Genomic DNA, 18,543 nt, shown 5'->3' on the forward strand with positions numbered 1-18,543 from the left:
TCACATGACGCCGTCCGACCCGACCCCGGGCACCCCGCCCACCGACCCCGCCCCGCTGCTGACCGTCCGTACCACCGTCGTCCTTCTCTCCGCCGCCGTCATCGGCCTCGTCACCGGCGGGCTCGCCTTCCTCGGCGGCGGGCCCACCGCCGGCGCGGTCCTGGCCGGACTGACCGCCTCCGGAGCGGGCGTGCCCGCCCTGCACAAACTGATCCGATAGTTCCCGGACACGCACACGGCAACCACCGGGTACACATCCCCGGCGAGCCGACCCGAACGCCGCCCAGGCCAGGAGCGGGCCGACACACGGACACGGCGTTCCGGCACCGCCGGAACGCCGCCACGGACACCGAACGCTGGACCACGGCGCAGCGCCACACCGGGGGCATGGCGACGGCACATCACCACCGGCCGGTCCTTGACCGCCGAGCAGCAGAAGAACCACCGGGCGCCGGGAGAGATCGCCCTGCGCCTCGCGCCCGCGACTTTGTGACCGAGCGCTTCAGTTGGCCAGTTGAGCAGCCGTTTCAAGGGTCTCTCTCGCGACGCGGCTCAACACCGCGCGAAGGCGCTCCCGCCCGGCCGCCACGCTCGCGTCCCACAGGCCCGCAGCGCTACCGGACGCCGAGAGGCTCTGAAGCCGCTGCTCGTCAGTCTTGAACACGGCACCCACGATGTTCTGGTCCAGCATGCCCATCGCAGTCAGAACCGCGTGGCCGCACGAGATGGCTTGGTCCGCGTTCCCAGAACTGCCGGCCCGCAGGGCATGGCGCAGGACCAGGCACGCGAAGAAGACGTACGTGTCGATGGTTTCAGTGATGCCGTCCTCGGCGAGCTGCAGCTCAGGGAAACGGTCCAGCGAGTGCAGCCGGTCGGCACTGTCGGACAGCGGGCGGTCGGTCTTCCACAGGTCGCCCACCGCCGCCACGTACAGGTCCACGTCGGTTTCCCGTGCCGCCTCGCCCGCCCGCAGACCGATGAACAATGGCGCCATCCGCTCGGCGCAGGCTGCAACGTACAGGCGAACCGCCTCGTCTCCCCCGGTCCGGAGTTCCTCCACAACGTCTTCCGCCACCAGCGTCTTCACACGTCGTCCTTTCTGTGGGTTCTGCTCAACTGGCCAGTTCAACCGCTCACCGGCCAACTGAAGCGCTCAGTCACATCTTTCGGCGACACGAGGGGTGTCGGGGCCTGGCTACAGCTCCAGGTCCATCCAGGCGATGTCGTTCAGGTCGACGTCCAGGCGCCGGGCGCGGCCGCCCTGGCGGAAGTAGTGCTCGCCGAGGGCGTCAGCCAGGATCTGTTCCTGTTCGGCCTGGGTGGCTCCGGCGTCGCGGGCCGCGTACAGCCGCTGGGCGACCTCGCCGGGCATCTTCTGCGTGATCGAACGCTGGCGGGGGTCGTCGGTGGAGGCGGCCGCCGCGCTGTAGCCGAAGGTCGCCTGGATGTGGAGCATGAAGCCGCGCTGCTCGGCGTCGCGGCGCACCCGCTTCCTCACCCGCGGCTGCCAGGTGGCCCGCACCGCGCGCTCGACCTTCGCCGCGTTCGCTTTGGTCATCGGGATGTCGCCCTTGAGCTCGCCCTCGGCGGCGGCCTTGAGGGCGTGCACCCAGCGCTGCGCGGTGCGCACCGAGACGCCGGCCGCGCGGGCGAGAGCGGTGGTGTCCTCCTTGGCGACCTTCTCCCACAGGAAACGCACGCGGGTGTTGAGGTGCGCCGGGATGGGGCGGGTGCGCTCGGCGCGCTCCAGGCCCTCGTCGATCTCCCCCACGGGGCATCAGGTCCTTCCCCGCCCCGGGCCGGGGCGGCTCGTGTTCGTGTGGCGGTGGGGTGGGCGGCCCGCCGGGCGGGTGGCGGCGGGCCGCGCAGGTGCTACTCGTCGGCGGACACCTGACCGCCGGTCTTGATGTACCGGGCCGGGTTCGCGTCGTCGGCGATGAGTTCGGCGATCTCAGCCATGGGCCGGGAGCCCTCGAACTTCACCATCCCGGGGCTGACTCCGAGGCGCAGGGAGGTGGTGAGGGTGCCGTCGGGCTTGGTGAGGATGTCCAGGGCGCCGGGGCCGGGGGCTGCGAAGACGGCGCAGTCGGAGAGGACGGCGAAGCAGCGCAGGCCGGTGTCGGCGGCCATCTTGCACAGTTTGCGGTGGAGGTTGACGGTGGCGGTGTCGATGACCAGGGCGCGCATCAGCGGGTCCCAGGTCGCCCGCTCCAGCGCCGGCCAGCGTTCGCCCGGCTTGTAGCCGTGCCCGCGGGGGCGTTCGCGCATCTTGCCGATGGTGCCCTTGGCGGTCTGCTTGATCGCGGTGAGGACGGCGAGCTCCGCCGGGTCGCCGGCGGTCTTGAGGTTCGCCATGGCGTCGAGGAACGCGAGCGGGTCGGTGCCGGCGAGGTCGCCCGGGATGCCGAGGGCGGCCATCGTGTCCAGGTACGCGGCGCGCAGGTGCTTGTGCCACGGGTCCAGGTACGGGCCGCTCTCGTGGCGCAGCCACCCCTCGGCCGGCCGCACGGCGGCACCGAGCTCGACGGCGTAGGCGACCTTCACCGTGGAGTACCAGGCCGGCCCGGTCGGCCGGGAGCCGTCCGCGGAGAACGGGCTGGGCAGCAGCGGGTCCGTGTCGGCGTGGGAGAGGTCGACCAGCCAGGAGCCGGGCACCGTCTTGTCGAAGGCGGGGTTCAGCTCGTGGACCGGGCCGGACAGCGGCAGCGACAAGCGGCCGGCGGCCGCGAGGAAGGCCATGTTCACATCGAGGCCCACCGCGAACGGCGCCGCAGCCTCCTCGTCGGTCAGGTCGCGGTGCCAGTCCCACGCCTCGGTCACCAGCTCGCCGCCCGGCTCCCGGTCCTGGGCAAGCGGGTGGACGTCCGGGACCTCCGGCGGCGCCGGGTCAAACGCCACCTTCGGGCGGGAGCCCTCCACCGCACCCGACGTCCAGCCGGCCTCGGTGCGCACCGCGCGGGTGGGCGGGCGCAGCGCGGTGACGAGTTCGAGGCCGGAGACGGCGGTGGAGCCGCGCGGGGTGAGGACGCGGGTGGCGTAGGTACCGAGCAGGCGGGCCAGACCGGGGGCGTCCAGGCCGTCGGGGATGGCCCAGCCGCCGCTGGCGAGGGCGCCCCAGCCGGGGATGCACAGCTGCACGCAGACCCGCTTGCCGTCCTCGGGGATGCGGTAGACCCTGGCCCACGGGCCCAGGCCGCGCTGGGTGAGCAGCCAGCCGGCCTTCTCCAGTGCCTTGACCGCCCTGTGGGTCTTCGGCAGCGCGCCCAGGCGCTGCACGAAGTCGCGCTTCTCGTCGCGGCCCGTCGCCGGGAGGCCGAGTTCGGCGAGCGCGGCGTCGGAGACGACGACCAGGGCGTCGCCGTCCTTGCCGTGCCGGTGCAGCCGCGGCGAACCGAGCCTGGTCTCCAGCGCCCACTCGACGACGTCGGCGAGCGTACGCCCGGCCGGCGCGGCCGGCGCGGGGGTGCCGTCGGCGAGGTAGGCCACCACGGCCTTGCCCGACGGTGCGACGTCCAGCACCGCCAGCGGGCCGGCCGGGAACCTCGCGGCCGCGGCCGTCTCCCAGTCCGACGGCCCCTCCGCCTTGGCGGCCGGCTTCCTCGCCGGGGCCTTGCGCGCTGGGGCCTTCGGAGCCCGCGCCGAGGAGGCCGGGCGCGACGAGGCCGCGCGGTGCGGCGTGTTCGCCGGTCCGGGCGCGGGGGCGGTCGGCGAGGCCGTGGCAGCCGCGGGAGCGGACACGGGGCGCTCGGCGGTGACGGCCTCGACGAGCACGGCCGCAGCGGCCGGACCGGCCTGGAGAAGTCCGGCGACGCCGGTGTCGGGAGTGCACCAGCCGCCCACGTGCATCGGCCGGCCCTGCGCGCGATACGGCGTCAGCCGACCGCACCGCACACACGGCGCCGACGGACCGGCGACCAGCTCCCCGCCCGCCGTCCGGTCCAGCTCCACCACCGCCCGGTCCCCGCCCCCGCCCCCGAACGCCGCCGGTAGCGCCGGGACAGGCGGAGTAGCAGCGGAGGCAGCCGGAGCCGGCGCCGGAAGCACCGCAGGCGCGGGCACAACGGCCACCGCCGGAGCACCCGGGGCCGGGGCGGCGGCCGGCCGGTCGACGAGCCGCACGAGACCGGCGGCCTGCGCACGGCGCAGCCACTCGGACGGTTCGACCGTGCCGTGCTGCAGCGCCAGCGTCGCCAGGAACCGGATGTACACCTCGCGCTTCGGCGCGCGGGGCTCGGTCGTCCCGGCCTCCCAGCGCACGATCGTCTCCCGCCGCGTCCTCAGCGCCGCCGCCAGCTCCTCCTGCGTGTACTCGCCGGCCTTGCGCAGCCGCTCCCGCTCCGCAGGCACCGGCAGGTCCTCCACCGGCTTCGGCCGCGCCAGCAGCGCATCGATCGACGCGAACAGATCCTCACTCATCAACACCTCACCTCCAGCCCGCACCCTACCGTGAAAGTAACTTACGGATCACACAATTCAAACGAACATCACCAGTTCAGGGTATGACGGATGTCGGGTCTCAGGCGATCTGGTCCCCGTCTCAGATGATCTGGTCTGATTCGCTCGTTGTCTCAGATGGGTCCGTTGCTGCCGACTGTTCTCATCCAGTCGAGGCAGCGTGGGCGTGCTGAGGCGGGCGTACAGTTGGGCCGCTCATGCTCATGCGGCTGTGAAGGAACGGCGACTGTGCACCCTGACGTGGAGCGCCTCATGGCGCTGATGCCGCCCGGCCCGGAGGACGGGGAGCGAGTCGACTGGCTGGAGGTTGAGCGGGAGCTCGGGTGCGAGTTGCCGGCCGATTTCCGTGACCTTATCGCCGTCTATGGCGTGGGCACTGTCGACGAGTGTCTGATGGTGCTCCCAGCTGTGAGCGGAGAGCACGAGTCGGGGATCGCGTCCGTGGGTCAGATGACCCCGACTCCTGAGAAGACCGCGTGGCTTTTGCACACGAAGTCCCGCTATCCACTGTGGCCAGAGCCCGGGGCGCTGGTGTGCGGGCTCCGCTTGGTGGACGGCAACGGCGACCTGTGGGGTGCCGTCTACTGGCGCACGACGGGGTCCGTTCCCGAGCAATGGCCGGTTGTCCTGTGGGAACGTCCCCGCCCCTTCGTCGAATTCGATCTGAGCATGACCGGCCTCCTGGTGAAGTGGCTGACCGAGGCCTCGAACATCGACTTCGATCGGCGCTTGGTCTTCGGGGCTCCCCATTCACGGTTCATCCACTGGCGTGTTGAGCGCGAGATGCGCGAGCAGGGCCTCGACCCTTGGGAGTACCTGGAGCCGCTCTATATCGAGGCGAACGAGGCATGGGAGGAGCAGAACCTGACGCCTCGTCCCGGGGCGTGACTGTTGTTGCGTCCATTGCAGTCCGCCCAGGTCAGCGGCACCCATCCCGACCAAACTCGTCGCGGCAGGAGAAGTGCCACCGTCGGTGACGGGCGGCAGGCTGCGCCCATGAGCTATGGCCTTGCCGTGCGGGAGGGCGAGCGGCCGGTGGATGACGCCGCCGCAGCCCGGTGCTTCACCGATTTTTGACCACCCGGCCTTGGTATCAGCTCGAAACGGCGTCACCAGACCAGATCGACTGAGACAGCACCCGGCATCCAACCCTCCGGGACCGGATCAACCGAGATTCTCATCAGCCCGGCGTCTCAATTGATCTGGTCGCCGCAGGTCACAGCCCTACCCGCAGACCGGATCATTTGAGACGGGACAACGGATGGTGGCTTCTGCCACTCGACCGGCGCAGCCCGGTGCAACGCAAGGTGCAAGACTGCGGCAGCAGAGCGGCGGGGCGCGGCAGCGGGAACCCGCAGATCCAGACGACGTTCCAAAACGGCGGATCGGCCGTCGTTAGGCTGACGGCATGACAGGCCTACTGCGGTTCGGCCCGCTGCTGGCACACCTGACGGGCCAGCGGGCGCTCGACTGCGCCACGCTCGCGGCGGCGGCCGGCACCGACCCGGCAGATCTGCCAGCCGTGCTCGGCGGGCAGGCGCCGAGCGGACGGCTGCTCAGAGACCTCGGACCGGTACTCGGCCTGCACGCCGCCGACCTGTTCGTCCTCGCCGGACACCCGGTGCCCGACGACCTGACGCCGATCACCTGCAACCCGAACTGGTCGATCGGCACCGTCGTCTACAACACGATGGTCATGCCCGCCGAGAACCGGCGACCGCTGCTGGACGCGATCCGAGCCCAGCCCCTGGTGCGACGCGAGGGACGTGGCGGGGTCGACCGGCCGTAGCACCGGTACGAGCCGGACTTCGGCGCGGTGCTCCTGCAACTCGCCCACAGCCGGAACCTCACCTGGACGGGCACGGCCAAGGCCCTGTATGCGGTCACCGACGGACGGATCTGCCTGTCACCGTCCACCATCGGCGGGATCGGCCGCGGCACCGTCGAAGCAACCCCCGAACTGGTCGCCGGCCTCGCCGGCGTGCTCGGCATCCCCGCCCCCGGCCTCGCAGCGCTCGGCGGCATCCACCTCCCAGACGACCTGCCGCCCGCTGCGACGTCAAGCAAGGGGGTCGAGCGGCCCGAGAGCATCGTCGGACGGGACCGGGCCGGACCCTGACGAGGCCGTGGGAGGGCATCTGTGCCGTGGTTGTCAGGTGGCGGTGGGGACGTGGGGCGCTGCTGCGAGCTGGGCCATCGTCCGGAGTTTCGCGAAGTAGGAGGCGCAGTACTCCTCGTTGATGCGAGGAACGGTCTTGTCGAGGTCAGCGATGCAGCCCCAGAGGTAGGCGATGCCGCTGTCGTCGAGTCCGCCCTTCAGGTCCCTCTGCACGAGGCCGGCGACGTCGGCGTCCAGGAGGACCAGGTCCACGCCGTCGAAGTCCACGCCGCGGAAACCGTCGGGGAACGGTGCGCGCAGGTGGTCCTCCCACAGCCGGGCGAGTGCGCCTTCGGGCTGTGCTCCGCCCGCGTCGGCGGCTGTTGTCTCTGGCGCGGGCGGTGGGCGAAGGAGCAGGGAGACGGCGTCGAAGACGGCGCGCAGCATGGCGAGGGCCCGGAGCGGGCGCAGGGCGGCACTCGAGGCGGTGCCCTGTGCGAGCCTGTCGCGCAGCAGTCGGCCGCGATCGAGTTCGGCGGCGAGTTCGGCCGTGATGAGCCCTGCGTCCGTGGCCCGCTCGATGAGGGCGTGGAGCAGTTCGTTCGTTGTCGTACGGTCAGCGAGGACGTGCTCCAGGGCGAACAGGGAATGCGTGACGGCGACGGTGGCGAACTCGTACCGGTAGTAGGAGTGCCGGATGAGTTCGCGGGAGGTCTCCAAGGCGCTCATGACGTACATCGACGCGCCGTGGGGCAGAACGAGGTCGCCGACCAGGGCGTGCATCTGCGCATAGTCGAGAACGAGGTCGCCGGCGCGCGGGTCCCGTAACGGCAGGAGGAGCAGGTCGGGCGGCGGTGGCAGGGTGTTCACCGGTGCAGTCTTGCCGCCGGAAGGCTGTCCGTGCCACCGGGTTTGCCCAGGGCAGCGGGGTGGGGCCGCTGCCGTACCTCGCCGGCGGGTGCGGCCGTGAAGCACAAGGCTCGGCCCCGCCACCACCGGCTCCAGGTTCGCGGTGAGGCGCCGAACCGGGCACGTCGGGGTGAACGGCGTGGTGTCCGATGCCTCCGTCAGTACCCACAGGCCTGCGGAAACCCGCAGCGGCCCGTCCGCGTCCGGATCGCCCGTCACCGTACGGCGCAGCACTGGAGCACTGGCAGCACGCCCCGGACGGCTTCCGGCACCCGGGCGCACGGGGCGTACGGCACCGGGCAGGGGCCGGCGGGCACCAGCACCCGACGCCCTCGCGCCCCACCCCCGGGAAGCCGGAGCGCATCAGGCCTCCACACTCCGACCGGCCGGCGGTGCGGCGCTTCCGGGCGCCGGGGTCGGGATCGGCGCCCGGAGTCGGCGCCGGGCCCCGTCCGACCACCTATCGCCCCGAAACCCTGCCTCGCCCAACCCACCAACCCCCCAGCCCAAAGGCACCACCACAGCGTAAAAACCCCCGCTATGCTCGGGACGCCAGAGCCAACGTCAGATCGTCCTGAACCAACAGATCTCAATGAAATCCTTCACGGTGGACTTCCGTTCCATCTCATCAGAGATCCTGGACAAAGTTTCGGCCCTGGAAAGCCTCCACGGAATCAGATCCTCGCCAGGGTTGGGGCTGACGTCCCCGACAGTGACCCCACGGTCAATCATGTCACCGATGATCCGCAAGGTGAAACTCCTGATCTCCCCCTCCGTCGCATCCTCACCTGCAAGGCTCTCCGCAGACCAGCGGACGGGATGGAAGTAAACGAGAGACATCTCGGCATAGTCGACCAAGTAGTCGATTTTCTCCTGATAAGTATCACTATTAGACATAATGCTGCACCTGAAGGTCATCTGCTAGAGCGCCGCCGGGAGGTCGACGGCATGGACACTCGCGCGGCCCTGGAGATCGGCGTAGGCGCGCGGGCCCGGAGCCCGCGCGGGTGTCAGAGTCCAGCGGGGCCCGGGGACGGGGACGCAGAGGCTGCGGCCCCCGGGGAAGTGGCAGCCGTCGGCGACGACCGCGATCCAGGGGTCGGGGTCGGCGGGGTCGACGTCCACGCACGCGCATGCCGCCCAGGGGGCCGTCGTACAGCTCCACGCTCACTGTCTCCACAGAGGGCGACTGTAGCGGCGGGCGGTGCACCCCGCGTCCGGCCGCACGCCCCGGCACAGCGCAGCGCCCAGGTCCCGACCACGGCCCGGCACCCACCACCACGACCACCACCAGAAGAGCAGGAGCAGGGGCCACAGGAGGGATGCCGGAATTTCCGGCCCCTCCCACAGACCGTCCGACCTGCGGCGGTACCGGGACCGGCCCGAGGCCGGGGGTGCCCGCGTCAGGAGTCACGTCAGAACCCGGGGCAGGGGTCACGTCAGGAGCTGCGTCAGGACCCGCGCCGGGCGGCCCCGGCCGGGCCGGCCGCCCGCCGACCGGTGGGCACCCCGCCCGGCCGGGGCGAGAAGGAAAAGGCACAATGCAGCGTCCCCCGGACCGCGCGCACCCCTCCCCCCATGCGATCGGCAAAAAGGCGGGGGCGTACAGAGGCAAGTCGGCACCCAGGCGGCGAACAAACCGGCGCCGGCCTGCGCCTTCTTTTCCTTCCGGATTCGGCCCGGCACCCCAGTCGAAACCAGAGAAGAAACCGGAACGAAACCGGCTGCAAAACCGGAAGGGAAACCAGATAGGAAACCGGAAATGAGCTCATTGGCGGGTGATCGCGATGCTGTTGATGATTTCCATCCTGACGACGACGGTCCGGCTTGCGGTGTCGGCCCAGGTCTGTCGTTGCGGGCGGACCACGGGCCGGAGCCGGCTGGCGGCCCTTCGTCGGTGGGCCGGTGGGGCGGCCTGCGGGGGGCTGGGGCGGGCCCGGTAGTTTCGGTCGTGCCGGATCCAACGAGTGGTCCCGGCCGGGGACCGCCGGACGGCGGCGTGTCGCCGAGGACCGGCTCCGGGGGCGCCGTGCGGGGCAGTTCCGCACCTTTTCGGGGGCGGGGGGCCGGTGGGCGCCACCCGCCCCCCCGGGGGGCTGCGCCGGTACCCCGCACGGGCCACCGGGGCCGGCCGCCAGGGCGGTGGTTCGGTGGGTCTCCCGGCGTGCTCGTTGCGTGGTGCGGCCGTTGACCAGGGCATGGGAAATTCTGAGAAACAGGACGCGGGCCGGCGGCCGCACGGCTGAGCGGGCTCTGGGATACACCTCCTGTCGGGGTGCTGCTGGTGCAGGCCGAGGCCGGGGCTGTTGAGACTGCGGCCTCAGGCCTGCGGCGTATGGCACCGCCGGCCGACCTGTCCAGGGCGGAGCGGGCGGTATGGCGGCACGCCGCCGAGGCAGCCGAGACCGCCATGCGCAGGGCAGCCGACGACTGGGCCGGCGGGCCTCCCGCCGAAAGGGCGGGGCCCAAGGGGGCGGGGCCCGCGGACGGACGGCCGGCAGCGCTCTGAGTACCGCCCGAACCGTCACGGTGACCGTTCGGCGAACAGAGCTCCGGGGGCTGCTGCGGGGCGGGCCGTGCCGGCCTGGGAGGATCGGGTGGGCGGTGCGCGCCGCTCCCGATTGCCTGTGCGCGCGCACCGCCCGCCCGCAGCCCGGGGCCGCTCAGGCCCTGCGGTGGCGCCCGCCCGAACCCGGCAGGCCCGCGGCGGACACGGGCCCGCCCCGGCGGTGGCGCACGGCCGGCGCCGGGCGGGTACCCGGCACGGCACGGTCCGCCGCGGTGGCGAGACCGGCCAGGGCGGGAACGCCGACCAGAGCGGCGACATCGGCCGTCAGGGTGCCGCACTGCGTGCAGGCGCCCGGCGCGGCCGACACCCCCGGCCCGGCCAGCGCCTGGACCATCAGCAGCGTGCGCGCACAGTCCACGCAGCCCAGCGGACCCGCACCCAGTTCCGGGCACACCTCCACCCGGCCGAACCCGAAACCACCACCGAGATCGTCGTCGTTCACAGGCGGACCAACGAACCGGCCCCGCCCCGGGTGACGGCCACCACCCGGACCCGGACGACGCCCTGGCGGCCGGCGGGCGCCCTGGTACCCGGCAGACCGCCGGGTACCAGGGCCGGCCCGGCCCCCGCGCGGCCGCTCCACCAGCCCAGGCCCAGGCCAGGGACCGGGGCCGGGCCTGGGCCGGGGCGCCCGCCGACCGCACGCACGCAGCCTCCACACCACCGGACCCAGGGCCTACAGGACACCCCGAGTACTGCTCCGCTCCCGTGCCGAAGACCCCGTGGAGAGAAGCAGTCGGCCTGTTCGAGGACCCTTGCCCGTAGGGGCTGACCTGCGATTTCAGTGACTTTGAAGGGTCGTCCCGAAGCAACCTCCGGGGCAACCCGGTGGGCATGTGCTTTGCACGGCAGGTGGCCTACCTTGCAGGCTGGTTGGCCAGGCTGTTCAGCGTTGTTGGCCAGGTGCTGCTGGCCTGCACCGGGGCAGCTCGAACCGCGGTGACCCGCGACGATGGATGCATGCCTGCCGTATCCATCGAGCCTCGACCCCTCAACGCCTCTGAGCGAGCCGTGCTGAAACACCTCCTGGAAGCCGACTTCGCCGGCGCTGCGGCGCTGCGTGGCCAGCTGGACCACACCGAGGTGGTCGCCACCTGGGGCCCCGGATCGGTGAGCGTCGACCTCCGGGTGCGCGGACTGGAACAGCACCCCGCCGCGCCATCCACGCTCCTGCCGACCGGCGCCGACGTCTACGACTGTTCCGGCCAGTACATCGGCGAACTACTGCTCTGGGCAGAGGGAGGCACGACCCTGTCGGCCCTGGAGTACGCCTGGGTCACCGACGACGCGCCGACCTCCCTGCCATCCGTCGACCAACTCCGCTGAGCAGCTGACAGCTGCTCAGAATCGGCACCGCTGGCCTGGCCAACCACGGTGCACCGTTTGGCCAACGAGCGTGCAAAGGCACATGACGGGGCCTGATGGGATGGGCACGGGCGGCCCGGGGAGGACCGGGGTGGGCGGTGCGCGCCGCTTCCCCGTTGCCCGCGCGCGCACCGCCCGGGCTCAGAGGATGCCCTGGTGGCGGGCCAGGCGCAGCAGGTCGATCGCGCGTCGGGGGTGGTCGGCGAGGAGGACGTGGTGGTCGTCGGCGTCGAGGAGCAGGTGGGCGCGGCGTCGGTGGCGGCCCAGCCGGAGAGGCCGGCCGGGCTGTCCTCGACCAGGCCGAGGTGGTGTCCGTGGTGGGCGACGGCGATCAGGTCCGGGTGGGTGGTCCAGCCGTGGGCGGTGAGGCCGTCGCCGAGGTCGCGGGCGAGGTCGGGTGGACGGCGGGTTGCTCACGGCGGTTCAACGAGTCCGGGGGTGGCCCGGTGGCGCAGGCTGCTCGCCGGGCGGTGCAGCCGGCACCGCCGGACGCGAAGGGACCAACAGCCCGCCGAAGGCGCGGACCCCGAACCGACCATAGCCACCAAGACCAGGAAGGAGAAGAAGGGGTTGTCGGCATTTCCCGGCCCCTCCATACAGGCTCTGGCCTGGGGTGACACCCTGCGGAGGCGAGTCGTCGGGTGCTCACACGACACCCGGGTAGGTGCCCTGCAAGGCGCCTGACAGGGTGTCTGGGAAGACACCTCACAAGCTGCGCGGCCGACCAGCCGAGGACCGGGACGGCGTCGACGTCGACCAGTCCGTCCTCCAGGACCTGGCACACCAGCAGGAGGGCGAACTCGGCGATGCTGGGCTGCGGTCGGCACGCTCGGCGACGAAGTGCAGTCACGGGCTGGGGGTTTCGATGGCCGGGGTGACGGATCCGGGGTCGTTGGCGTTGGAGCGGGGGTGAGCAGCACTGCCTCTGCCCGCCCGCGGCGCGGGGGCGCCGGGTTGGGGCCGTGCATCGCCGGGCGGGCCCTCGCCGTCGTGGGCCGGGCGCCGCGGTCCCCGCTTCCCTGGTCGCAGGAGGCGGTCGACGACGGGCTGCAGAACGTGTTGGCGACCATCGGCGGCTGGCGGCCGCACGGTGGGAGGCCGTGTTCGAGGACCTGGACGAGGACGTCCTCGGCGAGGTCGCCCAGGAGGCTCGCCAGGACGGGCAGGGCCCTGCTGGGGGCCGTCAACGTCTTCGTGCAGGGCCTGGTCCGGCAGTTGGAGGACTGGAAACAGGCCGATGCCGCGCTGGCGAAGGCGATGGAGGCGAAGGCGCTCGGGCGGCCGTTGCCGGTGTGTGCGGCTGATGCCCTGGCCGCCGAGCGGGGCCGGCTGTGGGGCGCGCGGCAGGCCCTGTTGGAGGCTGTTGCCCGGCCGCCACGGCAGCCCGGCGCCCTGGTGACCCGGCGGCGGCCTCGCACTTCTATGGTCGGTTCTAGGGTGACGGGATGTCGCTACGTGCTGAGGTCCGATACAGGCGGGACCGGATCGAGCCCCCCGACCATCTCAACTCCCTGGAGGACGTCGACGTCCTGATCGACGAGCTCCTCGCGGGCCCGGTGAACGAGAACCTGGCCCAGATCATCCACCTGGACCGGGAAAGGATCATCATCGGGGGCCCCGCCCGCCCCGGGACGGAGATCCCGGACCACGAGCTCCAGGTCGGAGTGGACAAGGAACTCCAGGTGGGGGTTCTGCTCTTCATCGACCGCAGCGGGAACTTCGTGACCGCCGGCCCCGCAGATTCGAGGAACGCCCCCGAGTACTACCTCGCCGGACACTGGACCCAGTTCCCGGACCAGGTGGAAATCCCCCTCGACCTTGTCCGGGAGGCCGTGAAGGAGTTCCTGTCGTCAGGAGGACAACGCCCCACCTGCGTTCCCTGGAAGAACCAGTATCTGGACGACTAGTAGTGCTTTGTTAGGTGGTGCCGTAGGGCTGCCATGGGGTGGGTTGTCGGCAGGTGGGGCAGGTTCCGGTCCATGTCGCGATGAGAAGTTGGAGGAGGTCCAGGGCCTGGCCGAAGGTCAGGCCCTGGACAGGGCTTTTGGGAGGGTGCGCTGTTCGGTGAGGAAGAGGTGGGCGGCACTGACGAGGGTGACGTGGCGGTGCCAGCCGGTCCAGGAGCGGCCCTCGAAGTGGTCCAGCCCACCGCAAGCACCAGGCCCAGGAGAAGCAAAAGGCCGGCGCGGGCTGGGTGGACAGCGGCCACGTCTTCACCCGGCCCGACGGTCACCCCATCGAGCCTGCCACTCTCACCCGCCACTTCAACGCACTCCTCCGCCGAGCGCACCTGCGCCAGATCCGCTTCCACGACCTCAGGCACTCGACCGCGACCCTCCTCCTGGAACAGGGCGTCGAACTCGTCGTCATCAAGGAACTCCTCGGCCACGCCCACATCGGCGTCACCGCCACCGTCTACGCCCACGTCCGACTCCGCCTCCAGCGCGACGCCATCGACCTCCTCGGTCGCACTCTCGGCAAGCTCTCCGAGGCCGGCACCGATCCCGACGACGGCGACGACCCACCGCTTTGTGCAGCACCCGTCCGCTGACGTTGCCGTCAACTACTGCCGTCAAGACGCCAAGAAGCCCTTCCGGAACCAACTCCGGAAGGGCTTCTGTGTTAAGCGGGTGCGTACTCCAGAAGAGCAGGCATTGAACGGTGATCAGTGCCTTCCATTGTCATGATCACTCGCCTTTCGCAAGTATCGCCGAGCCACTTCATGAATCTCTCTACCGACCGGAAAGAAGCCTCGTCCGACACGTCCCCGGGATCGAAGGTGAATTCGACCTCCTCCATGTCAAAGAAGTAGCACGTGAACCATATGCCATCAACAAGGATCGCCAATGTAGCCGAAGCTTCCCCATCAATAGCAAGTGATTCAAACAGCTCCCTCGCGTTGTTCAGAACTCCCGGGGGCTCCTCTGAAAGGGTCGTGGTGAACGACACCTCCCACTCAGAAGATGAGAGCGAAGAGATCATCCGCTGCCAGTCCTCAACGCTGGCGTCAAGGATGCAGAGATCACGCAGCGCCCCGTCTACCAGGAAGTCCTCACGTTGATAGCGCATCCTTGCTTCTCCATTTCTCGGCTCGATTAGAGGAACCCTTCAAAGGTGAGATTCCCGCCACGCATGCTCCACCGCGCACCCCAGCCACCAGGCATCTTGATATCTCGAGTGACGCCGCCATAATGGGCGGATGCCGATGTATCGAGCATATCGGTGGCGTTCGGGTGCGAGAGGATCTCCTGAATCATCTCATCGGCAATCTCGGACCTCTGGCTATTATTTACCTTGCCGAATTCATATCGATCGACATGCGCCTGCCCGCGCTTAGCGATATTTCCAGGGCTGGGATCTCCATGCTTCTGAAGAGCTCGACCGGCGGGCGTCAACTGACCCTTGGCATTTCCCGTGGCTGCCGCATAAAGGTCGTCGGCACTTGCATTTCCACAGTTATGAACCAGGACCGGCGTGGTGCCTGCGAGGACATAGTACGTGTGCTACGCGGCCCCTCTCTACCTGCTTTTTCGCAGGTCAACGGTGGTTTGACGGTCCCTCGGTGTCCGTGGATGTGCGCTGAAGTCCGTGGTTGTTGCCGTCGCCGCTGCCGTCAGAGGTGTAGACCAATCGCCCTCGCCAACGGCGGCGCGCGTGATCCTACTGCCAAGCTCCGGGCTCGGCGCGGACGATGGTGCGGGTGGTCTGCTCGTACGACTGATGTCCGGTCTGCGCGCAGTGTCCGGCGATCCAGCGGGTGAGTTCCTCGGGGGTGTGCAGCTCGCCGGACGCGGCGGCGCAGTTCCGTTCTTCGCCGGTGACGCAGACCGCTTCGAAGGTCGGCAGCGCCATGGGGTCGGTCCCGGTGGTCACGTGGTACTCGCGGAAGCGGTAACGGGTGGCCTTACCCATCAGCCTTCCTCCTGTCCGCCAAGGGGGCTGGCGTTCGCAGGTTCACCCTCCTCGGCCGCCTCCTCCTGCGGCACCGGGATGCGCTCTCCGCGCGACTCGGCGACCCTGAGCGCATCCGACAGGGCCTCGGTCAGCCGGCAGGCGAGCCAGCGGTATTCGATAGCCGACTGCGCCTTGGCTCCGGGGGCCAGGATGCCCCGGGCGTACTCCAGCAGCTCCTGACCCATGCCGAGCTGCACGGTTTCAATGCCGTCGGCGAGCGTCGAGATGTAGCCCTTGCCGTCGGTGCTCACGTAGCAGGGGCGCCCGTCCTCGGTGGTCCATGGCAGCAGGCGGGGTCCCGCCATGCCCGACGCCGCTTCGTGCAACTCCCTGCGACGCAGACGGTCCGCGTCGCTCCTCGGCATGCCCATAGTGGATCTCCGGCCTTGGTCGCTGGAATAGGACACGGCGACCGTAACGACCTGACTACACGTCAATCCACGGGCCCAGCAGGGCAGATTGCAACGTAAGGTCCGTGAACTGCCACGCTGCTTAGCAGCTATCCGACGACGCCCAGGTAGCTGGCCATCTCGCGCATGTCGCTGGTCAGGGTGCGCTTGCGCTTGCTCAGGATCTCCTGCATCGTCTCGGCCGCCGAGTTCTGGTGCCTCAGCCACTCGGGGGCGACTTCACGAGCGCGGGTCAGCTCGTCCATGGCAGCCGACAGGTCACCGGTTCGCGTGTGGGCGCGCGCCATGTCCAGGGTGAAGCGGTTCCCGTCGTTCGTGCTGGGCCTGCCCAGTCGCTTCCACACCTTCGGCGACAGCTCGACCTCTTCGCCTGCCTTGCGCACCACCGCGCGGGCGTCACCGACGACCATGGAGTCTTCGAGCGCCTTGATGGCGGCGGTCACCGGTCCGAAGACAGACCAGTGCCGGGAGACGTTGCGGTGCGCCGTGCCGACGGCGGCTGCCGCCACCCGCGCCGCCCTGCGGTACTCCTTGGCCTCGTCCGGGCGGTTGTTGCGTGCCGCCGCGGCTGCGGCCTCCATGGCCAGACCGCCCCACACCGCGTAGTGGTCGGGCTCGGCGCCGGTGATCTTCGGCTCCACCACGTCCATGCTCTGTGCGGCGATCCGCTCCGCCTCCTCCAGCCGGCCTTGCCGCACCAGCAGCCAGCACATGCAGCCGACTCCGGAGCCAGCCGCGAGCAGGTCCCCGCCCTCCCGCGCGTCCGAGATGGCTCCTCGCAGGGCCGTGTAGGCGATGTCGTACTGCCTCACCTGCGTGAGGTACGTGCCGGCCAGGCGCAACGCCTCGGCGCGGGCGAGCAGGGCTTGTTGGTGCTCTTCGCCGCTGTCGTAGTGGGCGACGGCCCGCGCGGCGTCCCGCAGCAGACCGGGCAGTTGGGCGGCGACGCTCTTGTAGCTGTCGGAGAAGTACAGCACCCGCGCGTCTCGAACCGTTCGCGCGTAGGCACGCAGGTTCGGTTCCTCGCCCACGGCCTGGGCGTCCTGGTCCACCAGCCCCACCGCCGGGGTGAGCGCGGCGCGAAGCTGGATGAGGTTGAGCCGGTTCGGCTCCTCCGCCCGACCCACGGGCTCCGGTGCGTCGGACGCGATGAGTGCCGCCGTGGGGATGCCCAGAGCGCGGATCGCCCCGATCAGGACCGGGGCGATCTCGTTCACGTCCTTCACTTCTTGCCTTCCACGCTGTAGATGAAGCCGAGGGCGAACCGGCTGTCGGCGCCGGTCGGAACGGGCATCGGGTATGTCAACGTCTCTACAGTGCAGATCACTTGACCGTCTCCAGGCGGCCCGCCCGGTAGGCGATGCCCTCGGAGAGCTGGCCGTTGAAGAGCCGCGCCCACGGGGTGGCGAACAGGTCCACCGGCCGCACCATGACGCCCGGCTTCAGCCCTTCGGGAAGACCGGACTGGGCAACGGTGAGCTTCATGATCTCCGCGGCTGGGAAGCCGCTGGCTACGTCCTGGCCGTCGGCGACACCCGCAAGCGCGTCCGCGTCTACGGCAGCACCCGCAAAGAGGCCCTGGCCAAGCTCACCGAGAAGATCGCCACCAGCAACCGCGGCGTCCCCGCCCCCTCCGCGCAGGGCAGCGTCGCCGCGTTCCTCACGTACTGGCTGGAGACCGTCGCCGTCCACCGGCTCCGCGAGAACACTCACACCCGCTACACCGCCTGCACCCGCCTCTACCTCATCCCCGGCCTCGGTAAGAAGAAGCTCGCCAAGCTCACCGCCAAGGACGTCCGCACCTGGCTCGATCAACTCCGCACCACCTGCCAGTGCTGCGCACGCGGCCTCGACGCCACCCGCGATCAGCCTCACTGCTGCGCGATCGGGAAGTGCTGCTCCAAGCGCCTCTCCCCGCTGACGCTGGCCTACGTGCACTCCGTGCTCAAGTCGGCCCTGGAGCACGCCGTCCGCGAAGAGGAGATTCCGCGCAACGTCGCCCGTAACGTCCGCATGGGCACACCCCGGCCCCGCCGCTTCGAACCCCTCACCACCGAGGAGGCGCGCGCGTTCCTCGCCGCCACCAGCGGCCATCGGCTGCACGCGCTGTTCGAACTCGCGCTTCGCACCGGGCTCCGCAAGGGCGAACTCCTCGGCCTGCGCTGGGAAGACCTCGACCTGGCCGGCGGGACTGCCAGCATCCGCCGCACCCTCCAGCGCACCAACTCCGGCGGCCTGACCGCCCTGCCGACCAAGACCCAGAGCTCCGAGCGGCGCATCGCGCTGCCCACACCGTGCCTTCACTCCCTCGAACGGCACCGCGACCGGCAGGCCCGGGAACGCGAAGCAGCGGGCGCGGGCTGGAAGGACAGCGGCTACCTCTTCACCCGGCCCGACGGAGCCCCGACCGAGGGAGCCACCCTCACCCGGCACTTCACCGCCCTGCTCCGCCGGGCCAGGCTCCGACGCATCCGGTTCCACGACCTCCGCCACTCGGCGGCGACCCTTCTCCTGGAACAGGGCGTCGAACTCGTCGTCATCAAGGAACTGTTGGGTCATGCCCACATCGGGGTGACCGCGACGGTGTACGCCCACGTCCGGCTCCGCCTCCAGCGCGATGCCATAGACCTCCTCGGCAATGCCCTCCGTGCTCCCGTCGAGCCCGCCGCCCGGCCTGACGACGGCGACGAACCGCCACTTTGTGCAGCACCCGTCCGCTGATGTTGCCGTCAACTACTGCCGTCAAAGCCAGCGGGGCGCCCTACCGGAAGGTTCCGGTAGGG

The 18,543-nt window shown here is 70.5% G+C and carries 18 protein-coding genes and 2 pseudogenes; 8 read left to right on the forward strand and 12 right to left on the reverse strand.

The genetic code is table 11. The annotated features are described in order from the left end of the window. Window positions 1-4 precede the first annotated feature (4 nt). Window positions 5-220 (forward strand): hypothetical protein, encoded by a 216-nt coding sequence (locus ACFCX4_RS05415; protein WP_376139117.1) that lies wholly within the window; start codon window positions 5-7, stop codon window positions 218-220. 282 nt (window positions 221-502) lie between these two features. On the opposite strand, the gene ACFCX4_RS05420 is transcribed toward ACFCX4_RS05415, so the two are convergent. The 3 genes from ACFCX4_RS05420 to tap form a co-directional block, all read right to left on the reverse strand. Continuing rightward, window positions 503-1,087, reverse strand: a complete 585-nt coding sequence (locus ACFCX4_RS05420) for a hypothetical protein (RefSeq protein WP_376139118.1) — start codon at window positions 1,085-1,087, stop codon at window positions 503-505. 108 nt (window positions 1,088-1,195) lie between these two features. Beyond that, window positions 1,196-1,771: a telomere-protecting terminal protein Tpg gene (tpg, locus tag ACFCX4_RS05425; protein WP_376139119.1), complete on the reverse strand. Its 576-nt coding sequence runs from the start codon at window positions 1,769-1,771 to the stop codon at window positions 1,196-1,198. 101 nt (window positions 1,772-1,872) lie between these two features. Beyond that, the gene (tap, locus tag ACFCX4_RS05430) at window positions 1,873-4,416 is read right to left on the reverse strand and encodes a telomere-associated protein Tap (RefSeq protein WP_376139120.1); all 2,544 of its coding nucleotides are present in this window, start codon (window positions 4,414-4,416) and stop codon (window positions 1,873-1,875) included. A 291-nt stretch (window positions 4,417-4,707) separates the two neighbouring features. Here tap and ACFCX4_RS05435 point away from each other — a divergent pair, with 291 nt between their 5' ends. From ACFCX4_RS05435 to ACFCX4_RS05445, 3 genes are all read left to right on the forward strand, one after another. Beyond that, window positions 4,708-5,343 (forward strand): SMI1/KNR4 family protein, encoded by a 636-nt coding sequence (locus tag ACFCX4_RS05435; protein WP_376139121.1) that lies wholly within the window; start codon window positions 4,708-4,710, stop codon window positions 5,341-5,343. Between the two features lie 520 nt (window positions 5,344-5,863). After that, window positions 5,864-6,244 carry a hypothetical protein gene (locus ACFCX4_RS05440; protein WP_376139122.1) on the forward strand — a complete coding sequence of 127 codons (381 nt, stop codon included), beginning with the start codon at window positions 5,864-5,866 and terminating at the stop codon, window positions 6,242-6,244. Window positions 6,245-6,271: 27 nt separating this feature from the next. Further along, window positions 6,272-6,574: a hypothetical protein gene (locus tag ACFCX4_RS05445; RefSeq protein ID WP_376139123.1), complete on the forward strand. Its 303-nt coding sequence runs from the start codon at window positions 6,272-6,274 to the stop codon at window positions 6,572-6,574. A 33-nt stretch (window positions 6,575-6,607) separates the two neighbouring features. Here the strand turns inward: ACFCX4_RS05445 and ACFCX4_RS05450 are convergent, their stop codons facing one another. The 4 genes from ACFCX4_RS05450 to ACFCX4_RS05465 form a co-directional block, all read right to left on the reverse strand. After that, a complete protein-coding gene (locus ACFCX4_RS05450; RefSeq protein WP_376139124.1) occupies window positions 6,608-7,423 on the reverse strand; it encodes a hypothetical protein in 816 nt (271 codons plus the stop codon). A 603-nt stretch (window positions 7,424-8,026) separates the two neighbouring features. Then, on the reverse strand, window positions 8,027-8,320 hold the full coding sequence (locus ACFCX4_RS05455) for a hypothetical protein (RefSeq protein ID WP_376139125.1): 294 nt from the start codon (window positions 8,318-8,320) through the stop codon (window positions 8,027-8,029). Between the two features lie 63 nt (window positions 8,321-8,383). Beyond that, entirely contained in the window at window positions 8,384-8,587 is a 204-nt protein-coding gene (locus ACFCX4_RS05460) for a hypothetical protein (RefSeq protein ID WP_376139126.1), read from the reverse strand. Between the two features lie 1,538 nt (window positions 8,588-10,125). Continuing rightward, window positions 10,126-10,473 carry a hypothetical protein gene (locus tag ACFCX4_RS05465; protein ID WP_376139127.1) on the reverse strand — a complete coding sequence of 116 codons (348 nt, stop codon included), beginning with the start codon at window positions 10,471-10,473 and terminating at the stop codon, window positions 10,126-10,128. Between the two features lie 569 nt (window positions 10,474-11,042). On the opposite strand from ACFCX4_RS05465, the gene ACFCX4_RS05470 reads away from it, so the two are divergent. Beyond that, window positions 11,043-11,357 carry a hypothetical protein gene (locus ACFCX4_RS05470; protein ID WP_376139128.1) on the forward strand — a complete coding sequence of 105 codons (315 nt, stop codon included), beginning with the start codon at window positions 11,043-11,045 and terminating at the stop codon, window positions 11,355-11,357. Window positions 11,358-12,841: 1,484 nt separating this feature from the next. Further along, the gene (locus ACFCX4_RS05475; RefSeq protein WP_376139129.1) at window positions 12,842-13,303 is read left to right on the forward strand and encodes an Imm1 family immunity protein; all 462 of its coding nucleotides are present in this window, start codon (window positions 12,842-12,844) and stop codon (window positions 13,301-13,303) included. Between the two features lie 117 nt (window positions 13,304-13,420). Here ACFCX4_RS05475 and ACFCX4_RS05480 read toward each other — a convergent pair. Beyond that, window positions 13,421-13,543: pseudogene (locus ACFCX4_RS05480) on the reverse strand (IS701 family transposase); the annotation flags it as partial. Here ACFCX4_RS05480 and ACFCX4_RS05485 point away from each other — a divergent pair. Continuing rightward, window positions 13,543-13,947: pseudogene (locus tag ACFCX4_RS05485) on the forward strand (tyrosine-type recombinase/integrase); the annotation flags it as partial. The pseudogenes ACFCX4_RS05480 and ACFCX4_RS05485 sit on opposite strands and share 1 nt — an antisense overlap. A gap of 71 nt (window positions 13,948-14,018) precedes the next feature. Here ACFCX4_RS05485 and ACFCX4_RS05490 read toward each other — a convergent pair. The 4 genes from ACFCX4_RS05490 to ACFCX4_RS05505 form a co-directional block, all read right to left on the reverse strand. After that, window positions 14,019-14,465, reverse strand: coding sequence for a hypothetical protein (locus tag ACFCX4_RS05490; RefSeq protein WP_376139130.1), 447 nt, complete (start codon window positions 14,463-14,465; stop codon window positions 14,019-14,021). A 591-nt stretch (window positions 14,466-15,056) separates the two neighbouring features. Then, window positions 15,057-15,308 (reverse strand): hypothetical protein, encoded by a 252-nt coding sequence (locus ACFCX4_RS05495; protein ID WP_376139131.1) that lies wholly within the window; start codon window positions 15,306-15,308, stop codon window positions 15,057-15,059. Further along, a complete protein-coding gene (locus ACFCX4_RS05500; protein ID WP_376139132.1) occupies window positions 15,308-15,715 on the reverse strand; it encodes a hypothetical protein in 408 nt (135 codons plus the stop codon). The genes ACFCX4_RS05495 and ACFCX4_RS05500 overlap by 1 nt, the downstream gene beginning before the upstream one ends. Window positions 15,716-15,849: 134 nt before the next feature. Next, the gene (locus tag ACFCX4_RS05505; RefSeq protein ID WP_376139133.1) at window positions 15,850-16,977 is read right to left on the reverse strand and encodes a transcriptional regulator; all 1,128 of its coding nucleotides are present in this window, start codon (window positions 16,975-16,977) and stop codon (window positions 15,850-15,852) included. 82 nt (window positions 16,978-17,059) lie between these two features. Here ACFCX4_RS05505 and ACFCX4_RS05510 point away from each other — a divergent pair, with 82 nt between their 5' ends. Then, window positions 17,060-18,481, forward strand: coding sequence for a tyrosine-type recombinase/integrase (locus ACFCX4_RS05510; protein ID WP_376139134.1), 1,422 nt, complete (start codon window positions 17,060-17,062; stop codon window positions 18,479-18,481). Window positions 18,482-18,543 lie beyond the last annotated feature (62 nt).

It is taken from the genome of Kitasatospora sp. NPDC056327, from assembly GCF_042261735.1.
Taxonomy (GTDB): Bacteria; Actinomycetota; Actinomycetes; order Streptomycetales; family Streptomycetaceae; genus Kitasatospora.